Origin of the sequence: Pararhodobacter zhoushanensis, from assembly GCF_003990445.1 — a bacterium.
GTDB classification, from domain to species: domain Bacteria; phylum Pseudomonadota; class Alphaproteobacteria; order Rhodobacterales; family Rhodobacteraceae; genus Pararhodobacter; species Pararhodobacter zhoushanensis.
The window spans coordinates 125,497-142,254 of sequence record NZ_REEZ01000001.1; the positions used below are offsets into that span (position 1 = coordinate 125,497).

At 64.5% G+C, this 16,758-nt stretch carries 15 protein-coding genes and 1 tRNA gene; 5 read left to right on the forward strand and 11 right to left on the reverse strand.

Annotated features, from left to right (window positions below; genetic code table 11):
- Positions 1 to 141 precede the first annotated feature (141 nt).
- From EAE28_RS00595 to EAE28_RS00605, 3 genes are read left to right on the forward strand one after another with little or no spacing between them, the layout of a single operon-like run.
- Positions 142 to 1,776 (forward strand): hypothetical protein, encoded by a 1,635-nt coding sequence (locus EAE28_RS00595; protein WP_127103882.1) that lies wholly within the window; start codon positions 142 to 144, stop codon positions 1,774 to 1,776.
- 7 nt (positions 1,777 to 1,783) lie between these two features.
- Positions 1,784 to 2,128: a hypothetical protein gene (locus EAE28_RS00600; protein ID WP_127103883.1), complete on the forward strand. Its 345-nt coding sequence runs from the start codon at positions 1,784 to 1,786 to the stop codon at positions 2,126 to 2,128.
- On the forward strand, positions 2,100 to 2,720 hold the full coding sequence (locus EAE28_RS00605; protein ID WP_164736505.1) for a DedA family protein: 621 nt from the start codon (positions 2,100 to 2,102) through the stop codon (positions 2,718 to 2,720). Before EAE28_RS00600 ends, EAE28_RS00605 begins: the two co-directional genes overlap by 29 nt.
- Here EAE28_RS00605 and EAE28_RS00610 read toward each other — a convergent pair.
- Positions 2,717 to 4,543, reverse strand: coding sequence for an ABC-F family ATP-binding cassette domain-containing protein (locus tag EAE28_RS00610; RefSeq protein WP_127103885.1), 1,827 nt, complete (start codon positions 4,541 to 4,543; stop codon positions 2,717 to 2,719). The two genes, EAE28_RS00605 and EAE28_RS00610, sit on opposite strands and share 4 nt — an antisense overlap.
- Positions 4,544 to 4,631: 88 nt before the next feature.
- Between EAE28_RS00610 and EAE28_RS00615 the strand changes: the two genes are divergently transcribed.
- Positions 4,632 to 5,024: a YccF domain-containing protein gene (locus EAE28_RS00615; RefSeq protein ID WP_127103886.1), complete on the forward strand. Its 393-nt coding sequence runs from the start codon at positions 4,632 to 4,634 to the stop codon at positions 5,022 to 5,024.
- A 92-nt stretch (positions 5,025 to 5,116) separates the two neighbouring features.
- On the opposite strand, the gene EAE28_RS00620 is transcribed toward EAE28_RS00615, so the two are convergent.
- Both EAE28_RS00620 and parE read right to left on the reverse strand, forming a co-directional pair.
- Positions 5,117 to 5,536, reverse strand: coding sequence for a hypothetical protein (locus EAE28_RS00620; RefSeq protein WP_127103887.1), 420 nt, complete (start codon positions 5,534 to 5,536; stop codon positions 5,117 to 5,119).
- A 303-nt stretch (positions 5,537 to 5,839) separates the two neighbouring features.
- On the reverse strand, positions 5,840 to 7,792 hold the full coding sequence (gene parE / locus EAE28_RS00625) for a DNA topoisomerase IV subunit B (RefSeq protein ID WP_127103888.1): 1,953 nt from the start codon (positions 7,790 to 7,792) through the stop codon (positions 5,840 to 5,842).
- 187 nt (positions 7,793 to 7,979) lie between these two features.
- Here parE and EAE28_RS00630 point away from each other — a divergent pair, with 187 nt between their 5' ends.
- On the forward strand, positions 7,980 to 8,531 hold the full coding sequence (locus EAE28_RS00630; RefSeq protein ID WP_127103889.1) for an alpha/beta family hydrolase: 552 nt from the start codon (positions 7,980 to 7,982) through the stop codon (positions 8,529 to 8,531).
- A gap of 6 nt (positions 8,532 to 8,537) precedes the next feature.
- Here the strand turns inward: EAE28_RS00630 and EAE28_RS00635 are convergent, their stop codons facing one another.
- The 8 genes from EAE28_RS00635 to EAE28_RS00670 all read right to left on the reverse strand — a co-directional run bounded on the left by EAE28_RS00635 (position 8,538) and on the right by EAE28_RS00670 (position 16,602).
- Entirely contained in the window at positions 8,538 to 9,197 is a 660-nt protein-coding gene (locus EAE28_RS00635) for a glutathione S-transferase family protein (RefSeq protein WP_127103890.1), read from the reverse strand.
- 196 nt (positions 9,198 to 9,393) lie between these two features.
- A tRNA-Val gene (locus EAE28_RS00640) sits at positions 9,394 to 9,468 on the reverse strand.
- Positions 9,469 to 9,657: 189 nt separating this feature from the next.
- Positions 9,658 to 12,066, reverse strand: a complete 2,409-nt coding sequence (gene lon, locus EAE28_RS00645; protein ID WP_127103891.1) for an endopeptidase La — start codon at positions 12,064 to 12,066, stop codon at positions 9,658 to 9,660.
- A 219-nt stretch (positions 12,067 to 12,285) separates the two neighbouring features.
- The gene (gene ribD / locus EAE28_RS00650; RefSeq protein ID WP_425466756.1) at positions 12,286 to 13,368 is read right to left on the reverse strand and encodes a bifunctional diaminohydroxyphosphoribosylaminopyrimidine deaminase/5-amino-6-(5-phosphoribosylamino)uracil reductase RibD; all 1,083 of its coding nucleotides are present in this window, start codon (positions 13,366 to 13,368) and stop codon (positions 12,286 to 12,288) included.
- Between the two features lie 112 nt (positions 13,369 to 13,480).
- Entirely contained in the window at positions 13,481 to 13,948 is a 468-nt protein-coding gene (gene nrdR / locus EAE28_RS00655) for a transcriptional regulator NrdR (protein WP_127103893.1), read from the reverse strand.
- A 151-nt stretch (positions 13,949 to 14,099) separates the two neighbouring features.
- Positions 14,100 to 14,525: a L,D-transpeptidase gene (locus EAE28_RS00660; protein WP_127103894.1), complete on the reverse strand. Its 426-nt coding sequence runs from the start codon at positions 14,523 to 14,525 to the stop codon at positions 14,100 to 14,102.
- Between the two features lie 108 nt (positions 14,526 to 14,633).
- On the reverse strand, positions 14,634 to 15,323 hold the full coding sequence (locus tag EAE28_RS00665) for an ABC transporter ATP-binding protein (protein ID WP_127103895.1): 690 nt from the start codon (positions 15,321 to 15,323) through the stop codon (positions 14,634 to 14,636).
- A complete protein-coding gene (locus EAE28_RS00670) occupies positions 15,316 to 16,602 on the reverse strand; it encodes a lipoprotein-releasing ABC transporter permease subunit (protein WP_127103896.1) in 1,287 nt (428 codons plus the stop codon). The genes EAE28_RS00665 and EAE28_RS00670 overlap by 8 nt, the downstream gene beginning before the upstream one ends.
- Positions 16,603 to 16,758: the final 156 nt, after the last annotated feature.

Genomic DNA, 16,758 nt, shown 5'->3' on the forward strand with positions numbered 1-16,758 from the left:
TCAGATGTTGAAACAATTGGCGTAACTGCCGCAGCCATACGGGGTTTTCGGCAGGGCCTGCATCTGGTTAATTCAATGCGGCGAGCGTCCGACGGCCGCACCCTGCCCCATTCCAGCCTGCCAAACTGCAAAGGCCTCGTTATGCGTGCCATCAGCTTTCTTGCCTTTGCGTCGTTTACCACGCTGATGCCCGCGCTGGTTGTTGCGTGGACCATGGGGGCGATGGCCCCCTTCTGGTTTCTGGCCGGCGACGCGTATCTCTATCTGGGCATCGGCGAGGCCTCGCAGGGACTGGCGATGAGCTTTGACGGCTTGCGCCCGACCAACGGGTTTCACCCGGCCTGGCAGGTCTGGGTACGCCTCGCCACCGCGTTGACCGGCGACCCACTGGGCGCGATGACCCTTGTGGCGTGGAGCGCCATTGTCTGCACATTGGGCGGCGTTCTGGCGCTGGGGGCGGCGATCCAGCGCTTCACCGGCTCTTGGCTGCTGGCGCTGCTGACGGTGCCCGGGGTCTATTACCTGACCATCGGCCAGACCCTGCACAATCTGCCGGTCTGGGGGTTCTTTGACGGGATGGAGGCGGGGCTGGCCTTTCTGATCTCGGGCATGCTGCTTTGGCTGGTCGCACGTCAGACGACCCACCCGCTGACCCTCGGACTGGTCATCGCCGCGCTGGTCCTGACCCGGCTGGATGAGGTTTTCGTGCCCGCCGGCGTCGCCCTGTGTGTCACCTTCTGGCCCGGTCGCCCCTTTGCCCGCCGCATCACCGACGCCGCACTCCTTGTCGCGCCCACGGCCATCGCGGTCGCGCTCTACGTGGGCTGGTCGGTCTGGACCACGGGCATGCTCGCCCCGGTCAGCGGTGCGGCCAAGGGAGAGGGCGCGCTGTTGCAGAATGCATGGGTCACGCTGGCGACCTTCTTCACCCCGTTTATCGACCTGCGCGAGGCGCTGACCAGTTACACCGCCGACCGCGCGGGCCTGCTGGGCGGGGCCTTCCGGGTGGTCGAGCTGGTGATCCCCGCGCTCTTTACCGCCGGGTTTCTATGCGCCGTGCTCAAGCGCTACCACACTCAGCCCTGGGCGCCGGTGATGGCCGGGATCTGCATCGGCATCCTTCTGAAAGCGCTCTATAATTTCGTCAACGTCAACTACTGGCATCAGGCGACGTGGTACTACGCCCTGTCGATGGCGGTGATGAGCGCCGGTGCCGCAATCCTGCTCGCCCCCGCCGCCCGCCGTCTGCGCGGACGCGGCGCGCGCGCTCTGGTTGCCACGGTGCTTGGCGGTCTGACGCTGCTGCACGCCAGCCTCTGGGCCTCCACGCTCGCCACCGATCCCCTGCGCCCCGCGCAACGCGACTTCTGGCTGGCGCGCGGTCAGATCGAGGCCGCGGTCCGCGCACAAGAGCCCAACCCGCAGGTGATGGAATTCGGCGACGGGATGATCAACTTCACCTTCGATTTTCCCGTCCGCCACGGCTTTGTCTTTGCCGGCGACGCCCAAAGTCTGGACGCCCTGCATCACGGTCGGCTTCTACGCGACAGTTATACCGACGGATTCACCCTGTTGTCCTCGTATGAGTATCTGCGCGTCCCCGAAGGGGCCGAGGACTGGGACAGCGACACCATTCGCCACTATCTTGAGGCCTCGTTTCTGGATGAGCGCGTGAAACCCGAACTCGCCCTGTTCGATTTTGAGATGCTCACCGTCGCGCGCCCCTGGGGTGTGCCCTTTATCCGGCTGATCCCCCGGGACACCGCCCAACCTTAAGGCCCCAATGCCCAAGCAACACCCCAAGATCCGCTGGCTGCTGCGTGGTGCTTTCGTGCTGGCGCTGGGGTTGACGCTGTTCTTTGGCGCGCGGCTGGCGCTCAACGCCTTCTATTGGACCAACCCCGCCCACATCGACCAGACGATGGAAGGCTGGATGCCCCTGGGCTATGTCGGCCGCTCGTGGGACGTCCCGCGCGCGGTGATGATGGAGGCTGCCGGGGTGACCGCCAACAACCGCCCGCGCCGCAGCCTTGAGATGATCGCGCGGGACGAGGGCATCCCGTTGTCGGTGCTGATCGCGCGGATTCAGGATGGTATCCATGCGTATCGTGAGCATGGACATGACTGAGTGGATGCTCGCGCAGGTCGCGGACTGGGGCGCCACGGCGCTGGCCATCGTGACCTTCCTGTCCTGTCTGGCGGTGCCGGTGCCCTCCTCGATGATGATGCTCGCCGCCGGCGCCTTTGCCGCGTCGGGCGATCTAGACCTGCTCCCCGCCGCCAGCGCCGCACTCATTGGCGCAATTCTGGGCGATCAGACCGGCTATCAGTTGGGGCGGGTCGGCTATCAACGCACCGCAGTCTGGCTGAACCAGAATCACACCCGCGCAGCCGTACTCGAACGCGCCCGGCTTTCGATCAACCGCCGTGGCGCGGTGGCGGTGTTCCTGTCGCGCTGGCTGTTCAGCGTTCTGGGGCCCTATGTCAACCTGTTGGCCGGGGGCGCAGGGATGACATGGCTCCACTTCACCGCCGCCGGGATCGCAGGAGAATGCGTCTGGGTGCTGGTTTATGTCGGTGTCGGGTATCTGGCCGGTGGTTCGATCACCGAAATTGGCGAGGCGTTGACCAACGCCTCGGGCCTGATGGCATCCCTCGCCGTGACGGTGCTGCTGGGTTGGGTGCTGGTGCGCCGAAGATGGCACAAACCAGCGCCTTAACCCTCATCCCGCTCGGCCAGCGCCAGCCATTCCTGCTCGGCCTTGCCCAGAGCTGTCTGACGCTCGGTCAGCATCTGGCTGGCCTTGGAGGCCTTGACCGGCTCACGCGTGTAGATCGCGGCGTCTGACAACAGCTCGGTCAGCTTGCCGATCTCGGCCTCAAGCCGCGCGATGTCCTTGGGCAGCGCTTCCAGGCGCTTCTTCTCGGAAAACGTCAGCCCCTTGACCGGTGCCGCCGTGGCCTTGGCCGGTTTCTGACCAGCCTTCCCCGCTTGCTTGGAAGCGCCTTTGTCTGCCACCGGCTTCGGCTCGGTCAGCGCCTTTTGAGCCCGGTAATCCGACCAGCCCCCGGCATAGGCGACAACCTTGCCCTGCCCCTCAAAGGCCAGCGTCGTCGTCGCCACCCGGTCGATGAAATCACGGTCGTGACTGACCAGCAGCACGGTGCCCGGATATTCGCCCAGGATATCTTGCAGCAGATCCAGCGTTTCGACGTCCAGATCGTTGGTCGGCTCGTCGAGCACCAGCAGGTTGCTCTCGCGCGCCATGATCTTGGCCAGCAGCAAACGCGCCCGCTCACCGCCCGACAGGCTGCGCACCGGGGCACGGGCCTGTGCTTCGTCAAACAGGAATTCCTTGAGATAGCCCACGACATGCTTGGGCACGCCGCGCACCATCACCTGGTCGGCCTGCCCGCTGACCCGCATCTCAGGATCGCCGGTCAGGTTTTCCCACAGTGTCATCTCGGTATCGACCCGCGCGCGGGTCTGGTCGAACAGCGCCATATCCAGATTGGTGCCCAGCCGGATCGTGCCCTCATCAGGCTCCATCTCACCGGTCAGCATCTTGAGCAGCGTCGTTTTGCCCGCGCCATTGGGGCCGACAAAGGCCACCCGGTCGCCGCGCAGCACCTTCAGGCTGAAATCCTTGAGGATCGGCACACCGTCGAAGGTCTTCGAGATGCCCACCGCCTCGGCCACCAGTTTGCCCGACTGCTGCCCGGCATCCAGAGCCATCGCGGCAGTGCCCTGACGGCGGATCTGGCTGGAGCGTTCCGAGCGCAGCTCCTGCAGCGCGCGCACCCGGCCCTGATTGCGTTTGCGCCGCGCGCTGATGCCCTCGACCGCCCATTTCGCCTCGTGCTTGATCTTGCGATCCAGCTTGTGGCGGGCGTCGTCTTCTTCCATCCAGGTCTTGTCGCGCCAGTCCTCGAACGCGGCGAACCCCTGCTCCAGCCGGCGCACCTGCCCGCGATCCACCCAGAGCATCGCCCGGCTGAGCGCATTCAGGAAGGCGCGGTCGTGGCTGATCATCACAAAGGCCGCGCGGGTTTCGCGCAGGCGTTCTTCCAGCCAGCCGATCGCCTGAATATCGAGGTGGTTGGTCGGCTCATCCAACAGCATCAGCTCGGGTGCTTCAGCCAGCAGCTTGGCCAGCGCGGCGCGGCGGCGTTCACCGCCCGAGGCGGTCTCGACCGCGACATCGGGATCAAAGCCCAGCCCCTCGGCGGCGATCTCGATCTTGTAGCTTTCGGACGGGTCCAGCTGCGACAGCGCGTAATCGCCCAGCGTCGCGAAGCCTTTGAAATCGGGGTCCTGCTCCATATAGCCGACGGTCGTTCCGGGCGTGAGCACGCGGATGCCTTTGTCGGCTTCGGCCAGCCCGGCCATGATCTTCATCAGCGTCGATTTGCCCGACCCGTTACGGCCGACCAGCGCCAGACGGTCGCCCGGCTGGATCACCAGATCGAGGTTGTCGAACAAGGGATTGCCGCCGAAAGTTAGCGAGATCCCGGAGAGTTGCAAAAGGGGTGCGGGTGCCATGCGCGGGGGCTAGCGCGGGGCCGTGTCGGGGTCAAGATGGCTTGAACGGCGCGGCGGCGTCCCCATGTGATGAGAAAGGAGACCCGGCATGAGTTTGATCCTGAATGTTCTGTGGCTTGTCTTTGGTGGCGTGTGGATGGCCGTTGGCTGGTTGTTCGCAGCGCTGCTGATGGCGATCAGTATTGTGGGGCTGCCCTGGGCCCGCTCTGCCGTGGTGATGGCCGGGTATTGCCTGCTGCCCTTCGGCATGCAGGCGGTCGACCGGACCGAGGTGTCGGGACCGGATATCGGCACGGGCGCCTTCGGGACGCTGGGCAACCTGCTGTGGCTGGTGCTGGCCGGGTGGTGGCTGGCGCTGGGGCATCTGATCTCGGCGGTGCTGATGGCGGTGACGATCATCGGGCTGCCCTTCGCCTGGGCGCATCTGAAGCTGGCCGGGTTCGCGCTGTGGCCGGTGGGGAAAACCATCGTGCCACGGTGATGTCCCCTGATGGGACAGAGCGGCGGGTTGCGTGTTTTCAACCCGTTAGCACGTCTCGTTAACCTTGTGGTAACGGTTGTCGCCGGGTTGGATCAGCCGGGACATCGGTCGTCGAGCGATGCGATGTACCCGGCCAGATCCCGCAGGGCGGTGGCGTGGTCATCCAGCGACGCCAGATTGCCCTGCGCGCGGGCGCGGTTGACGTCCCAACAAAGCGCCGACGCCAGCTGAAAACTGCGCTGCGCGGCGATGAGGCGATCCTGCGCGACGCGCAGATCGCGGCGCAGGGTGGCAACCTCCTGACAGGCGCTGGTGACGGCCGAGCGGGCTTCCAGCCGCTCCATAACCCGGGCGCGGGTCACCCAGTCGAGACCGGCGTAAAGCGTCGCTTCGGTTTCGGCCAGCCAGACGTCGAGCGGACGGGCCACCCGCAGCCCGGCGCGGAAATGATCGGCGCAAGGGTCGGCGTAGAGCGGCGTCGCCAGAAAGATGAACAGCAGGACAAGGCGCATGGGGCCCTCAAGGGTGGTTAGCCCGAGGGTGGCAGGGAGGAGTTAAGAAAAACCGAATGGGCTGGATGTAGGGTGGGGTTTCACCCCACCACCCGACGCCGACATGGCGGGGTGAACCCCGCCCTACGGGAGACCGGCGCGGGTTGGGGCACATGGGTCGGCAGATCAAAGCGTGTTACAAGTAGAGCGCGCCTTCATTGCGCACCATGACAGGGCGGGGCTCGGTGCACAATGAATGCGCACCCTATGGGTGGCTTGGCGGTGTGGCAGGGGGTGGGGTTAAACCCCACCCTACGCACCACGTCACACATCCACATCCTCAACAAACCGCGCGTTCTCACTAATATACTGGAACCGCAGTTCCGGCTTTTTGCCCATCAGCCGCTCGACCAGATCGCCCGTTTCGCCCGGAATATCCTCGTCAATCGACACGCGGATCAGCTTGCGCGATTCCGGGTTCATCGTTGTGTCTTTCAGATCCTTGGCGTCCATCTCGCCCAGACCCTTGAAGCGGGACACGTCGATTTTCCCCTTGCCGCCCAGACCCTTGGCCAGCCATTCCTCTTTCTCGGCCTCGTCCAGACAATAGACGCGCTTGGCCCCTTGCGTCAGGCGGAACAGCGGTGGGCAGGCCAGATACAGGTGGCCGTGGTCGATCATCGGGCGCATCTGGGTGAAGAAAAAGGTCATCAACAGCGCCGCGATATGGGCACCGTCGACATCGGCGTCGGTCATGATGATGATCTTGTCATAGCGCAGATCATCGACGCGGAACTTGGTGCCCATAGACACCCCGAGCGCCTGACACAGATCGTTGATCTCGGCATTGGCGCCCATCTTGCCGGACGCGGCGCCGAGCACGTTGAGGATCTTGCCGCGCAGGGGCAGCAGCGCCTGTTTCTTGCGGTCGCGGGCCATTTTGGCCGAGCCACCGGCCGAGTCGCCCTCGACGATGAACAGCTCTGTCCCTTCGCGGTTGGTGGCCGAGCAATCGACCAGCTTGCCGGGCAGGCGCAGTTTCTTGGTGGCGGTCTTGCGCTGGGTTTCCTTTTCCTGACGGCGGCGCAGGCGTTCCTCGGCGCGCAGGATCAGGTAATCAAGGATCGCGCCCGCCGATTTGGGATCACCGGCCAGCCAGTTGTCGAAATGGTCGCGCACTGCGCCCTCGACCAGACGTGCGGCCTCGGTCGTGGCGAGGCGGTCTTTGGTCTGCCCCACGAATTCCGGCTCGCGGATAAAGGTCGAGACCAGCGCGCAGCCGCCCGCTGCCATATCCTCGCGGGTGATGTCCTTGGCCTTGCGGTTGCCGACCAGCTCGCCGTAAGCGCGCACGCCCTTGAGGATGGCGGCCCAGAAGCCAGCCTCATGCGTGCCGCCCTCGGGCGTCGGCACGGTGTTACAGTAGCTCTGCACGAAACCGTCGCGGGCCGGCGTCCAGTTGATCGCCCATTCGACCGAGCCGGGGACGCCGAATTTCTCCTGAAAGCCGACCTTCCCGGCGAAGGGTTTGTCGGCATAGGTGACGTCTTTGCCGAGCTGTTCGTTCAGGTAATCGGCCAGTCCGCCGGGGAAGTGGAAGATGGCTTCCATCGGCGTGTCGCCATCCTCGATGGCGGATTTCCAGCGGATTTCGACGCCGCTGAACAGATACGCCTTGGAGCGCACCATCTTGAGCAGGCGCGAGGGGCGGAAGCGCAGCTGGCCGAAGATCTGCTCGTCAGGGTGGAAGGTGGTGGTGGTGCCGCGCCGGTTGGGGGCCGAGCCGATCTCGACCACCGGGCCTTGCGGGATGCCGCGCGAGAAACGCTGCTCGACCAGTTTGCGGTCGCGGGCGACCTGCACGATCATCACGTCGCTGAGGGCGTTGACCACGGAAGCGCCGACGCCGTGCAAGCCGCCCGAGGTCTCATAGGCCTTACCCGAGAATTTGCCGCCCGCGTGCAGGGTGCACAAGATCACCTCGAGCGCCGATTTGCCGGGGAATTTGGGGTGCGGGTCAAAGGGCATCCCGCGCCCGTTGTCGCGCACGGTGAGCGAGTAGTCGGCGTGGAGTTCGACCTCGATCCGGTTGGCGTGGCCGGCGACGGCCTCGTCCATCGAGTTGTCGAGGATCTCGGCCACGAGGTGGTGCAGCGCGCGTTCGTCCGTGCCGCCGATATACATGCCGGGGCGTTTACGGACGGGTTCGAGCCCTTCGAGCACCTCGATCGAGGAGGCGTCATAGGTTTCGGGCTGGCCCGAGAGGAAATCGGTCATTGCACTGCTCGATTCTTGGTCTTGATGAGTTGCCGCCCAATAGACCATTCGCTTGATGGGGGCGCAAGGTATAGGGGGAACGCGGGCGCGTGACCACGGCTGATCGTGGCCCGCTTGCACGTGTGCGATGGACAGCCGGGGCGGTGATGCGCAAACTGGGGCCGGGGGCCCGGAGCGGAGAGCGGATGTGAGCGAGGCGGTGTTGTTTTACAGCATGATGGGCGATAGTTTTCCTGCCGACCAGTATATCGAAGACGCCTTTGTCGCGCTGCGCCCCGTCGAGCTTGTGCCATTCGCCGATCTTGTCGCGCGGCGGGAGGCGCCGGGGCGCTGGTTCACCCTGCCGCAACGCATCGCGGCGCTGAAGGCCGAGATCCTGTCGCATCCGGGACGGCGCGCGGTGGTGGTCGGGCGTTCCTCGGGCGGGGTGGCGGCGACGCAGCTGGCGGCGGATGTGCCGGGGCTGATCAGCGGCATTATCGTGCTGGGCTATCCGTTCAAGAACCCCAACCGCCCCGACGAGCCGCATCGCTACCAGCATCTTGCCACGCTGCAAACGCCCACATTGATCGTGCAGGGCCAGCAGGATGTCTATGGCACGCCGACGCGACTGCCTCAGGTCACGCTGTCGGCAGCGATCCGCTATGAAGAGATCGCCACAAACCACGAATTCACCCGCCCGGCCCCGGACTGGCAGGCCATCGGCAAATTGATCGACGGGTTTCAGGCGGGCTTATGAGGAGGGCTACATCGGCTCGGCGTTGCGCTCGGCCATCATCTGCGCAAAGGCCGGGCGGGCATGCAGGCGGTCGATCCATGTCTGCACCGCTTGATAGGGTGCCATGGCCGGACCGTGCGGCTGCACGTAGCGCACGCATTCGGCCACCATGATATCGGCCACGGTGAAGCGGTCGCCGATGAGATAGGGATGGGCCGAGAGATGCGTGTTGAGCCGGGCCATCGGTCGCGCCAGTGCTTGACACAGCGCTGCAAGTTTGGCCTGCCCTTCTGCCGTTTCCTGCTCCTTGGCAGCGTAGGTATAGAGGATGTCGAGCGCGGGGCCTTCGATCGCCGAGATCGCGGCAAAGCCCCATTGCAACGCCTCACCCTCTTCCGCCAGCGAGGCCGGGGCCAGCGGCCCACCGTATTTGCGCGCCAGATAGAGCGCGATGGCCATGGATTCGGTCAGCACAAGATCGCCATCGGTCATCGCCGGGATCTGGCTTTGCGGGTTGATCGCCAGAAACGCCGGCGAGGCGGTGTTGAAGGGCGCATCAGCCGCCTGCGGGTCGGACAGGCGGTACGCCTGAATGACCGGGACGTGCTCGAAGGCTTCGCCCAGTTCTTTCATCAGCCAGATGGGCCGCGTCGCCCGTGACCGCAGCACCCCGTAAATCGTGACCATGACCCTGCCCTTTTGCTGTGTTTGCGCCGAGCGTAGCGCGCATCACGCAGCGTGCAAGAGGTCATCAAAAGGGGCTGCCGGTTTCGCGGCGGTAGGGTGCGCTTCAGCGCACCTTGGCGAGATTGGTGCGCTGAAGCGCACCCTACCCCGCGCGGCAAGCGCCCGCAGGCTGAGCAGGTAAAACAAAGAAGGGGAATGGTGGGCGATAAGGGATTTGAACCCCTGACATCTTCGATGTGAACGAAGCGCTCTACCGCTGAGCTAATCGCCCCCGTGCGCGTCTTTAGCTGCTCACGCGGGCAGGCTCAAGAGGGTTTTCACGGGTTGGGTCACCAAATTGTCCTGACATCAGAGAGCCTGCTGCAACCAACGCCGCGCGGCCCGGTGGCGGGCAGCGCGGCGCATGAAAAAGCCCGCCCCCGACGTCGCGGAGGCGGGCATTCCCAGAGTTCTGGTCAGCTCAATGCGCGGTAGCACCGCTGCCGTGGGCGCGGGCATGCGCCATGCGGTCGGCCTGGGCTGCTTCCTCGGCGGCTTCATCCCACTCGATCGGCTCGGGCTGACGCACCAGGGCGTGCTGCAGCACTTCGCTGACGTGGCTGACCGGCACGATTTCCAGACCCGCTTTCACGTTGTCGGGGATCTCGGGCAGATCTTTCGCGTTCTCGATCGGGATCAGCACCTTGGTGATGCCGCCCCGCAGCGCCGCCAGCAGCTTTTCCTTCAAGCCGCCGATAGCGCTGGCGTTGCCGCGCAGCGTGACCTCGCCGGTCATGGCGATGTCCTTGCGCACCGGGATGCCGGTCAGCACCGAGACGATGGCCGTGACCATGGCCAGACCCGCCGAGGGTCCGTCCTTGGGCGTGGCGCCGTCCGGGACGTGGACGTGGATGTCCATCGATTCGAACATCGTCGGTTTGACGCCGATCTGCGGGCTGATCGAGCGCACATAGCTGGACGCCGCGTCGATGGATTCCTTCATCACATCGCCCAGTTTCCCGGTCGTTTTCATCCGGCCCTTGCCCGGCAGCTTGAGCGCTTCGATCTGCAACAGATCGCCGCCCACCTGCGTCCAGGCCAGCCCGGTAACCACGCCGACCTGATCGGTTTTCTCGGCCAGGCCATAGCGGTGCCGCTCGACGCCCAGATAGTCCGACAGGTTCTCAGCCGTGACTTCGACCGTTTTCTCTTGCTTGCGCACGATCCGGGTGACGGCCTTGCGCGCGATCTTGCTCAGCTCACGCTCAAAGTTCCGCACCCCGGCCTCGCGGGTATAGTGGCGCAGGATCGCCGTCAGCGCGTCATCGGACACGCTGAGTTCGGATTTGCGCAGCCCGTGATTCTTGATCGCCTTGGGCATCAGGTGACGGCGGGCGATTTCGGCCTTCTCGTCCTCGGTGTAGCCCGAGAGCGGGATGATCTCCATCCGATCCAGAAGCGGCCCGGGCATGTTGTAGCTGTTCGCCGTGGTGATGAACATCACGTCGCTCAGGTCATACTCGACCTCAAGATAGTGGTCGGTGAAGGTCGCGTTCTGTTCGGGGTCGAGCACCTCGAGCATCGCGCTGGCCGGATCGCCGCGGAAATCCTGCCCCATCTTGTCGATTTCATCGAGCAGGATCAGCGGGTTGGTCGTTTTCGCCTTCTTCAGCGCCTGAATGATCTTGCCGGGCATCGAACCGATATAGGTGCGACGGTGGCCGCGGATCTCGGATTCGTCACGCACGCCGCCGAGGCTGATGCGGATGAATTCGCGCCCCGTGGCTTTCGCCACCGACCGACCGAGCGAGGTTTTCCCCACGCCCGGAGGCCCGACGAGGCACAGGATCGGCCCCTTCAGCTTGGCCGAGCGCGACTGCACGGCGAGATACTCGACGATGCGCTCCTTGACCTTCTCAAGGCTGTAGTGGTCCTGATCGAGCACCATCTGCGCCCGGTTCAGGTCTTTCTTGACGCGGCTTTTCACACCCCATGGCAGGGCCAGCAGCCAGTCCAGATAGTTGCGCACAACCGTGGCTTCCGCCGACATCGGCGACATCGACTTAAGCTTTTTGAGCTCGGCCTCGGCCTTTTCGCGCGCCTCTTTCGAGAACTTGGTGGTCTTGATGCGGTCTTCCAGCTCGGTCAGTTCGTTCGCGCCATCCTCGCCCTCGCCCAGCTCCTTCTGAATGGCCTTCATCTGCTCATTCAGATAATATTCGCGCTGGGTGCGCTCCATCTGCGATTTCACGCGGCTCTTGATCTTGCGCTCGACCTGAAGGACGGAAATCTCGCCCTCCATCAGCCCATAGATCTTTTCCAGCCGCTCGGCGACGGTGAGCGTTTCCAGCAGTTCCTGCTTGCGCGGAACTTCGACGCCCAGATGACCGGCGGCCAGATCGGCCAGACGGGCAGGCTCGCCGGCATCCGAGATGGCGGTCAGCGCTTCTTCAGGGATGTTGCGCTTGATCTTGGCGTAACGCTCGAAATCGTCGGACACCGCGCGGGTCAGCGCCTCGACAACATCGGCGTCGCCCAAAGCGTCCTCAAGCACCTCGGCCTCGGCCTCGAAATGGTTTTCATTCTCGACGAAGCTGCCGATCTTGACGCGGGTTTTCCCCTCGACCAGCACTTTGACCGTGCCATCGGGCAGCTTGAGCAGTTGCAGGACATTGGCCAGAACGCCAACCTCATACATGCCATCCGCGCCCGGATCTTCAGCGGCGTGATCACGCTGGGCCACCAGCAGGATCTGCTGGTCATCGCGCATCACGGTTTCCAGCGCGCGCACCGACTTGTCGCGACCGACAAACAGCGGCACGATCATGTGCGGAAACACGACCATATCGCGCAGCGGCAGGACTGCGTAGGCTTTGATTGGGTTCGTCATACCTGACCTCAACTCGTTTCAGTCGCCCGTGTTGCCCCTAGGGATGGGTGCGGGCGATCCCGTTCACAAACATATCTGGTACCAACGGATGGAAAATTCAACATCCTGTAACACTCCCATGCCGTATCCTTGACCGGCCAGTGTGGCACAAGTTTGCGCCGACTTGGGCGCTTTTGGGAATGAGTTAACAAAAGGTTAACGTTTTCAACGGCCGCGCGGTCAGACGACGGGCTCAACCCGGCGCCATTGGTGCAGCAAATCGTCCCCTACGGGCTCGGATTTGAGCAGTTTCCACTCGGCGGCACCGATCTGGGTGACGCCAAGTGAGGCCAGCCCCGCCGTGCCATCCGCGCCAAACAGCCGGCCCGCGCTGAACACCGCCAGCTCGTCCACAAGCCCTGCGCGCACCAAAGATGCCGCCAGACCGCCCCCGCCTTCGCACAGCACCCGCGTCAGCCCGCGCGCGCCCAGTTGGGTCAGCGCATCGGTGATGTCGATCCGGCCCATCGCATCGATCTGGCAGACGATCAGGTCGGCCCCCCGCTCGACCCATGCCGCGCGCGCGCCGATGGGCACTTGCGGGCCATGCAGGATCCAGACCGGGCTGTCGGCGGCGCTGCGCCCCAGACGGCTGTCGGGCGACAGGCCCAGACGGCTGTCCGCAATCACCCGCACCGGTTGGCGCTCGATGCCCAGATCGCGGATGCGCAAGTCGGGGTCGTCCGCACGCGCCGTCCCCGCGCCGACCAGCACCGCATCGTGATTGGCGCGCATCAGATGCACTCGCCGACGCGCCTCGGGCCCGGTAATCCAGCGCGAGACGCCGGTCACCGTGGCGATCCGCGCATCCAGCGTCAGCGCCAGCTTCAGCGTCACCACCGGGCGGCCCTGCGTCACCCGGCTCAGAAACCCGGCATTCGCCTGCCGTGCTGCCGCCTCTTCCACACCCTCGGTCACCCCTATCCCGGCTGCACGCAGCATCGCATGGCCGCGCCCCGCCACGCGCGGGTCCGGGTCGGTCAAGGCACTCACCACCCGCGCCACCCCGGCGGCAATCAGCGCCTCGGCACAGGGCGGAGTCACCCCGTGATGCGCGCAGGGCTCAAGCGTCACATAGACCGTCGCCCCTTGCGCCGCGCCCCCTGCCTGCATCAGCGCGCGCACTTCGGCATGCGGCCGCCCGCCGGGCTGCGTCCAGCCACGCCCCAAGACGATCCCGTCCTTGACGATCACGCAACCCACCGCCGGATTGGGCCAGACAGTGCCCAGCCCGCGCGCCGCCAGCGACAGGGCCATACGCATGAATCTGCGATCGGTCTCGCTCATAACCGCGCCTCTTCATCTTGCTCAAAATACGCTCGGGGGGTGAATTCGGCGTCAGCCGAAGAGGGGGGCAGAAGGCCCCCCTTGCCCCTCAATCCTCGTTCAGGATCGGCGGACGCAGTTCCGAAACGAACTTGTCAAAATCATCCGCCGCCTGGAAATTCTTGTAGACGCTGGCAAAGCGCACGTAGGACACGGTGTCGATACGCGCCAACGTCTCCATGACGATCTCGCCGATCACCCGGCTGGGGATGTCGGTATCGCCCATGCTTTCCAGCCGTCGCACGATGCCGGATATCATCTGCTCGGTGCGTTCCGGCTCAATCGGCCGCTTCTGCATCGCGATGCGGATCGAGCGTTCCAGCTTGTCACGATCAAACGGTTCGCGCTTGCCCGAGGATTTCACCACCACCAGATCGCGCAGTTGCACGCGCTCATACGTGGTGAAGCGTCCGCCACAGGCCGGGCAAAACCGCCGCCTGCGGATTGACACATGGTCCTCGGCGGGACGGGAGTCTTTGACCTGGGTATCGACGTTTCCGCAGAACGGGCAGCGCATGAACTCTCCCTCGGGGTGGGTGTCAGCAAATCCACTTGGACTATAGGGAAACCGCGAAACCTTGGGTAGAGCAAAAAGGCGAACCCCAGATCGGGCCCCAGATCAGGCCCGAGATCAGGGACGCGGGCCTGTTGCAATCGAGGCTCAAACCTCAGTCCACGACGACCACGCGCATGTTCTCCATCCCCTGCTCCTGCACCATCGCAAACAGCAACGATGCGTTGTCGGGATGCAGGCGCACGCAGCCAGCGCTGGCCGGGCGGCCCAGACGGCTGACGGCGTCGGTGGCGTGGATGGCATAGTCGCCGCTGTAGAAGATGGCGTAGGGCATCGGCGCGTTGTTGTAGAGCGACGAGCGGTGCCAGCGCGACAGCCATTGCGGCGTCCATTCGCCACGCGGTGTGTACTTGCCCGACCGCGCCGTGGACACCGGCCATTCATAGCGCAGCATGCCGTCGATATAGACATGCATCGTTTGCGCCTCGACGCTGACGCGGGCAACGATGGCTTCGGCTTTGGCGGAAATCGGCGCGAAAAAGACACTGGCCGCGAAAACGGCCTGCAAAATTAACTTCATATCAACCCCCCGGTTGAAGACTGGAACTCAAGACGGCGTGGCAGCGCCTGGGTCCAGTTCGGTAATCACAGGGGGATGAGTCAAGATTTCAGGCGGTTTTTCGCTTAACTACGCCTGCGCCGTGACAATTCTGCCTGCATCCAGCCGCAGAACGCGGTCCATTTTGGCAGCCAGTTGCAGGTTATGCGTGGCGATCAGCGCCGACAGCCCGGTGTCGCGCACAAGCTCCATCAACACGCTGAACACCTGGTCCGAGGTGTCAGGATCCAGATTACCTGTCGGTTCATCGGCCAGCAGAACGCTGGGCTGGTTGGCCATCGCCCGGCAGAAGGCCACGCGCTGCTGCTCGCCGCCAGACATCTGCGCGGGCCGGTGCCCTGCGCGCGGTGACAGGCCAACGCGGGCCAGAAGGTCGGCGGCGCGGTCGCGGGCTTGGGCCTTGGGCACACCATTGGCCAGCTGCGGCAGGATGATGTTCTCGGCGGCGGTGAATTCGGGGAGCAGATGGTGGAACTGATAGATGAACCCGACCTGCTGCCGCCGCGCCGCCGTGCGGGCGTTGTCGCCCAGCTTGGTCAAATCGGTGCCATTGATCACCACCCGCCCGGCATCGCAGGTGTCCAGCAGCCCCGCGATATGCAGCAGCGTCGATTTCCCCGCCCCCGAAGGCGCGACCAGCGCCACCACCTCGCCGCGCTTCAGCGTGATCGAGGCTTCCTTGAGCACCGTCACCGGCCCGCCCACAGTGCCTTTGTAACTTTTCGAGATCCCGTCGAGGACCAGCGTTGTCTCACTCATAGCGCAGCGCCTCGACCGGGTTCATCCGTGCCGCGCGACGGGCCGGGAAGATGGTGACAATAAAGGACAGACCCAGCGACAGCGACACCGCCTTGAGCACATCGACCAGCCTCAGCTCCGCCGGCAGCGCATAGATCCCCCGGATCGACGCATCCCAGACACCGCCGCCCGAAAGGTAATTCACGAAACCAAAGATCGGATCAATATAGAGCGCAAACAGACACCCGGCGATCACGCCAATGCCGGTGCCAACCACACCCACCAGCGAGCCGCACAGGAAAAACACCCGCAGGATCGAGCCTTCGGACAGCCCCATCGTGCGCAGGATGCCGATGTCGCGGCCCTTGTTCTTCACCAGCATGATCAGCCCGGAAATGATGTTCATTGCAGCGATCAGCACCAGAATGGACAGGATGATGAACATCACATTATCCTCGATATCCAGCGCGCGCAGGAACGACCCGGCGCTGTCGCGCCACGTCCAGACCATCGCACGCGGGCCTGCGGCCTGCATCAGCGGATAGACCATCTCCTCGACGTTCTCGGGACGCTCCAGCATCACCTCGATCTCATCCGCCACGCCGTCGCGGTTGAAAAAGCTCTGGGCTTCGGTGAAAGGCAGATAAACCCGTGTGCGATCAATATCATAGCGCCCGGCGCTGAAGATATAGACCACCTCATAGGCATTCACCCGCGGCGAGGTGCCAAACGCCGTGCGCGCCCCCTCGGGCGAGATGATGCGGATGCGGTCGCCGACCGACGCCTGCAGCTCGCGCGCGACACCCTCACCAATGGCGATACCCTCGTCAAAGCGGGTGATGTCGCCGCGCGCGCGGTCGGAATGGGCGATCCGGGGGATGGCCAGCAAGTCGTCATAGCGGATGCCGAATACCTCGACCCCCGCGTTGCGGCCATCGTTGGTGGCCATGACCTGCCCCTTGACCAGAGGCGCCGTGCCGATGACGCCGGGCACCGCCGCCAGCCGCTCGGCCAGATCGGCGAAGTCGTCGATGGTGCGGCTGGTCTGGCCGTTCTCGGTCACGCTGGTCGAATAATACACCGTCGCATGGGCGTTCGAGCCCAGGATCGTGTCGACAAATTCCGACCGGAAGCCCGAGCGCACCGCGAGCGTCGCGATCAGCGCAAACACCGCCAGCGCGACCCCGACCAGCGAGATCACGGTCATCACACTGACACCGCCCTCGGCCCGGCGGGCGCGCAGATAGCGCCAGGCGATCGTCCATTCGAAGGCGGCGAAGGGCGGGGTCTTGGCACTCATGAGACGGGATTTCCGGCGAGGGGGCGCAGGGCTCTGCGCAAGGCGTGCGCAAAGTCGGTTGAAAGCCCGGTCTGGTCAAGGGGGGACGGGATCACGGCTGTGTTGTGTACGCTTCACTTTACATTATGTACGCCAGATAGTACTTAAAGTCGCATT

Excerpts from the sequence above, each read along its gene's own strand:
- EAE28_RS00635 (WP_127103890.1), bottom strand. The coding sequence starts at position 9,197 with ATGGTCACGATTTACGGGGTGCTGCGGTCACGGGCGACGCGGCCCATC.
- ribD (WP_425466756.1), bottom strand. The coding sequence starts at position 13,368 with ATGCGTATGGCCCTGTCGCTGGCGGCGCGCGGGCTGGGCACTGTCTGG.
- parE (WP_127103888.1), bottom strand. The coding sequence starts at position 7,792 with ATGACCGATTTCCTCTCGGGCCAGCCCGAAACCTATGACGCCTCCTCG.
- nrdR (WP_127103893.1), bottom strand. The coding sequence starts at position 13,948 with ATGCGCTGCCCGTTCTGCGGAAACGTCGATACCCAGGTCAAAGACTCC.
- lon (WP_127103891.1), bottom strand. The coding sequence starts at position 12,066 with ATGACGAACCCAATCAAAGCCTACGCAGTCCTGCCGCTGCGCGATATG.
- EAE28_RS00610 (WP_127103885.1), bottom strand. The coding sequence starts at position 4,543 with ATGGCACCCGCACCCCTTTTGCAACTCTCCGGGATCTCGCTAACTTTC.
- EAE28_RS00660 (WP_127103894.1), bottom strand. The coding sequence starts at position 14,525 with ATGAAGTTAATTTTGCAGGCCGTTTTCGCGGCCAGTGTCTTTTTCGCG.
- EAE28_RS00620 (WP_127103887.1), bottom strand. The coding sequence starts at position 5,536 with ATGCGCCTTGTCCTGCTGTTCATCTTTCTGGCGACGCCGCTCTACGCC.
- EAE28_RS00615 (WP_127103886.1), top strand. The coding sequence starts at position 4,632 with ATGAGTTTGATCCTGAATGTTCTGTGGCTTGTCTTTGGTGGCGTGTGG.
- EAE28_RS00600 (WP_127103883.1), top strand. The coding sequence starts at position 1,784 with ATGCCCAAGCAACACCCCAAGATCCGCTGGCTGCTGCGTGGTGCTTTC.
- EAE28_RS00670 (WP_127103896.1), bottom strand. The coding sequence starts at position 16,602 with ATGAGTGCCAAGACCCCGCCCTTCGCCGCCTTCGAATGGACGATCGCC.
- EAE28_RS00665 (WP_127103895.1), bottom strand. The coding sequence starts at position 15,323 with ATGAGTGAGACAACGCTGGTCCTCGACGGGATCTCGAAAAGTTACAAA.
- EAE28_RS00595 (WP_127103882.1), top strand. The coding sequence starts at position 142 with ATGCGTGCCATCAGCTTTCTTGCCTTTGCGTCGTTTACCACGCTGATG.
- EAE28_RS00605 (WP_164736505.1), top strand. The coding sequence starts at position 2,100 with ATGCGTATCGTGAGCATGGACATGACTGAGTGGATGCTCGCGCAGGTC.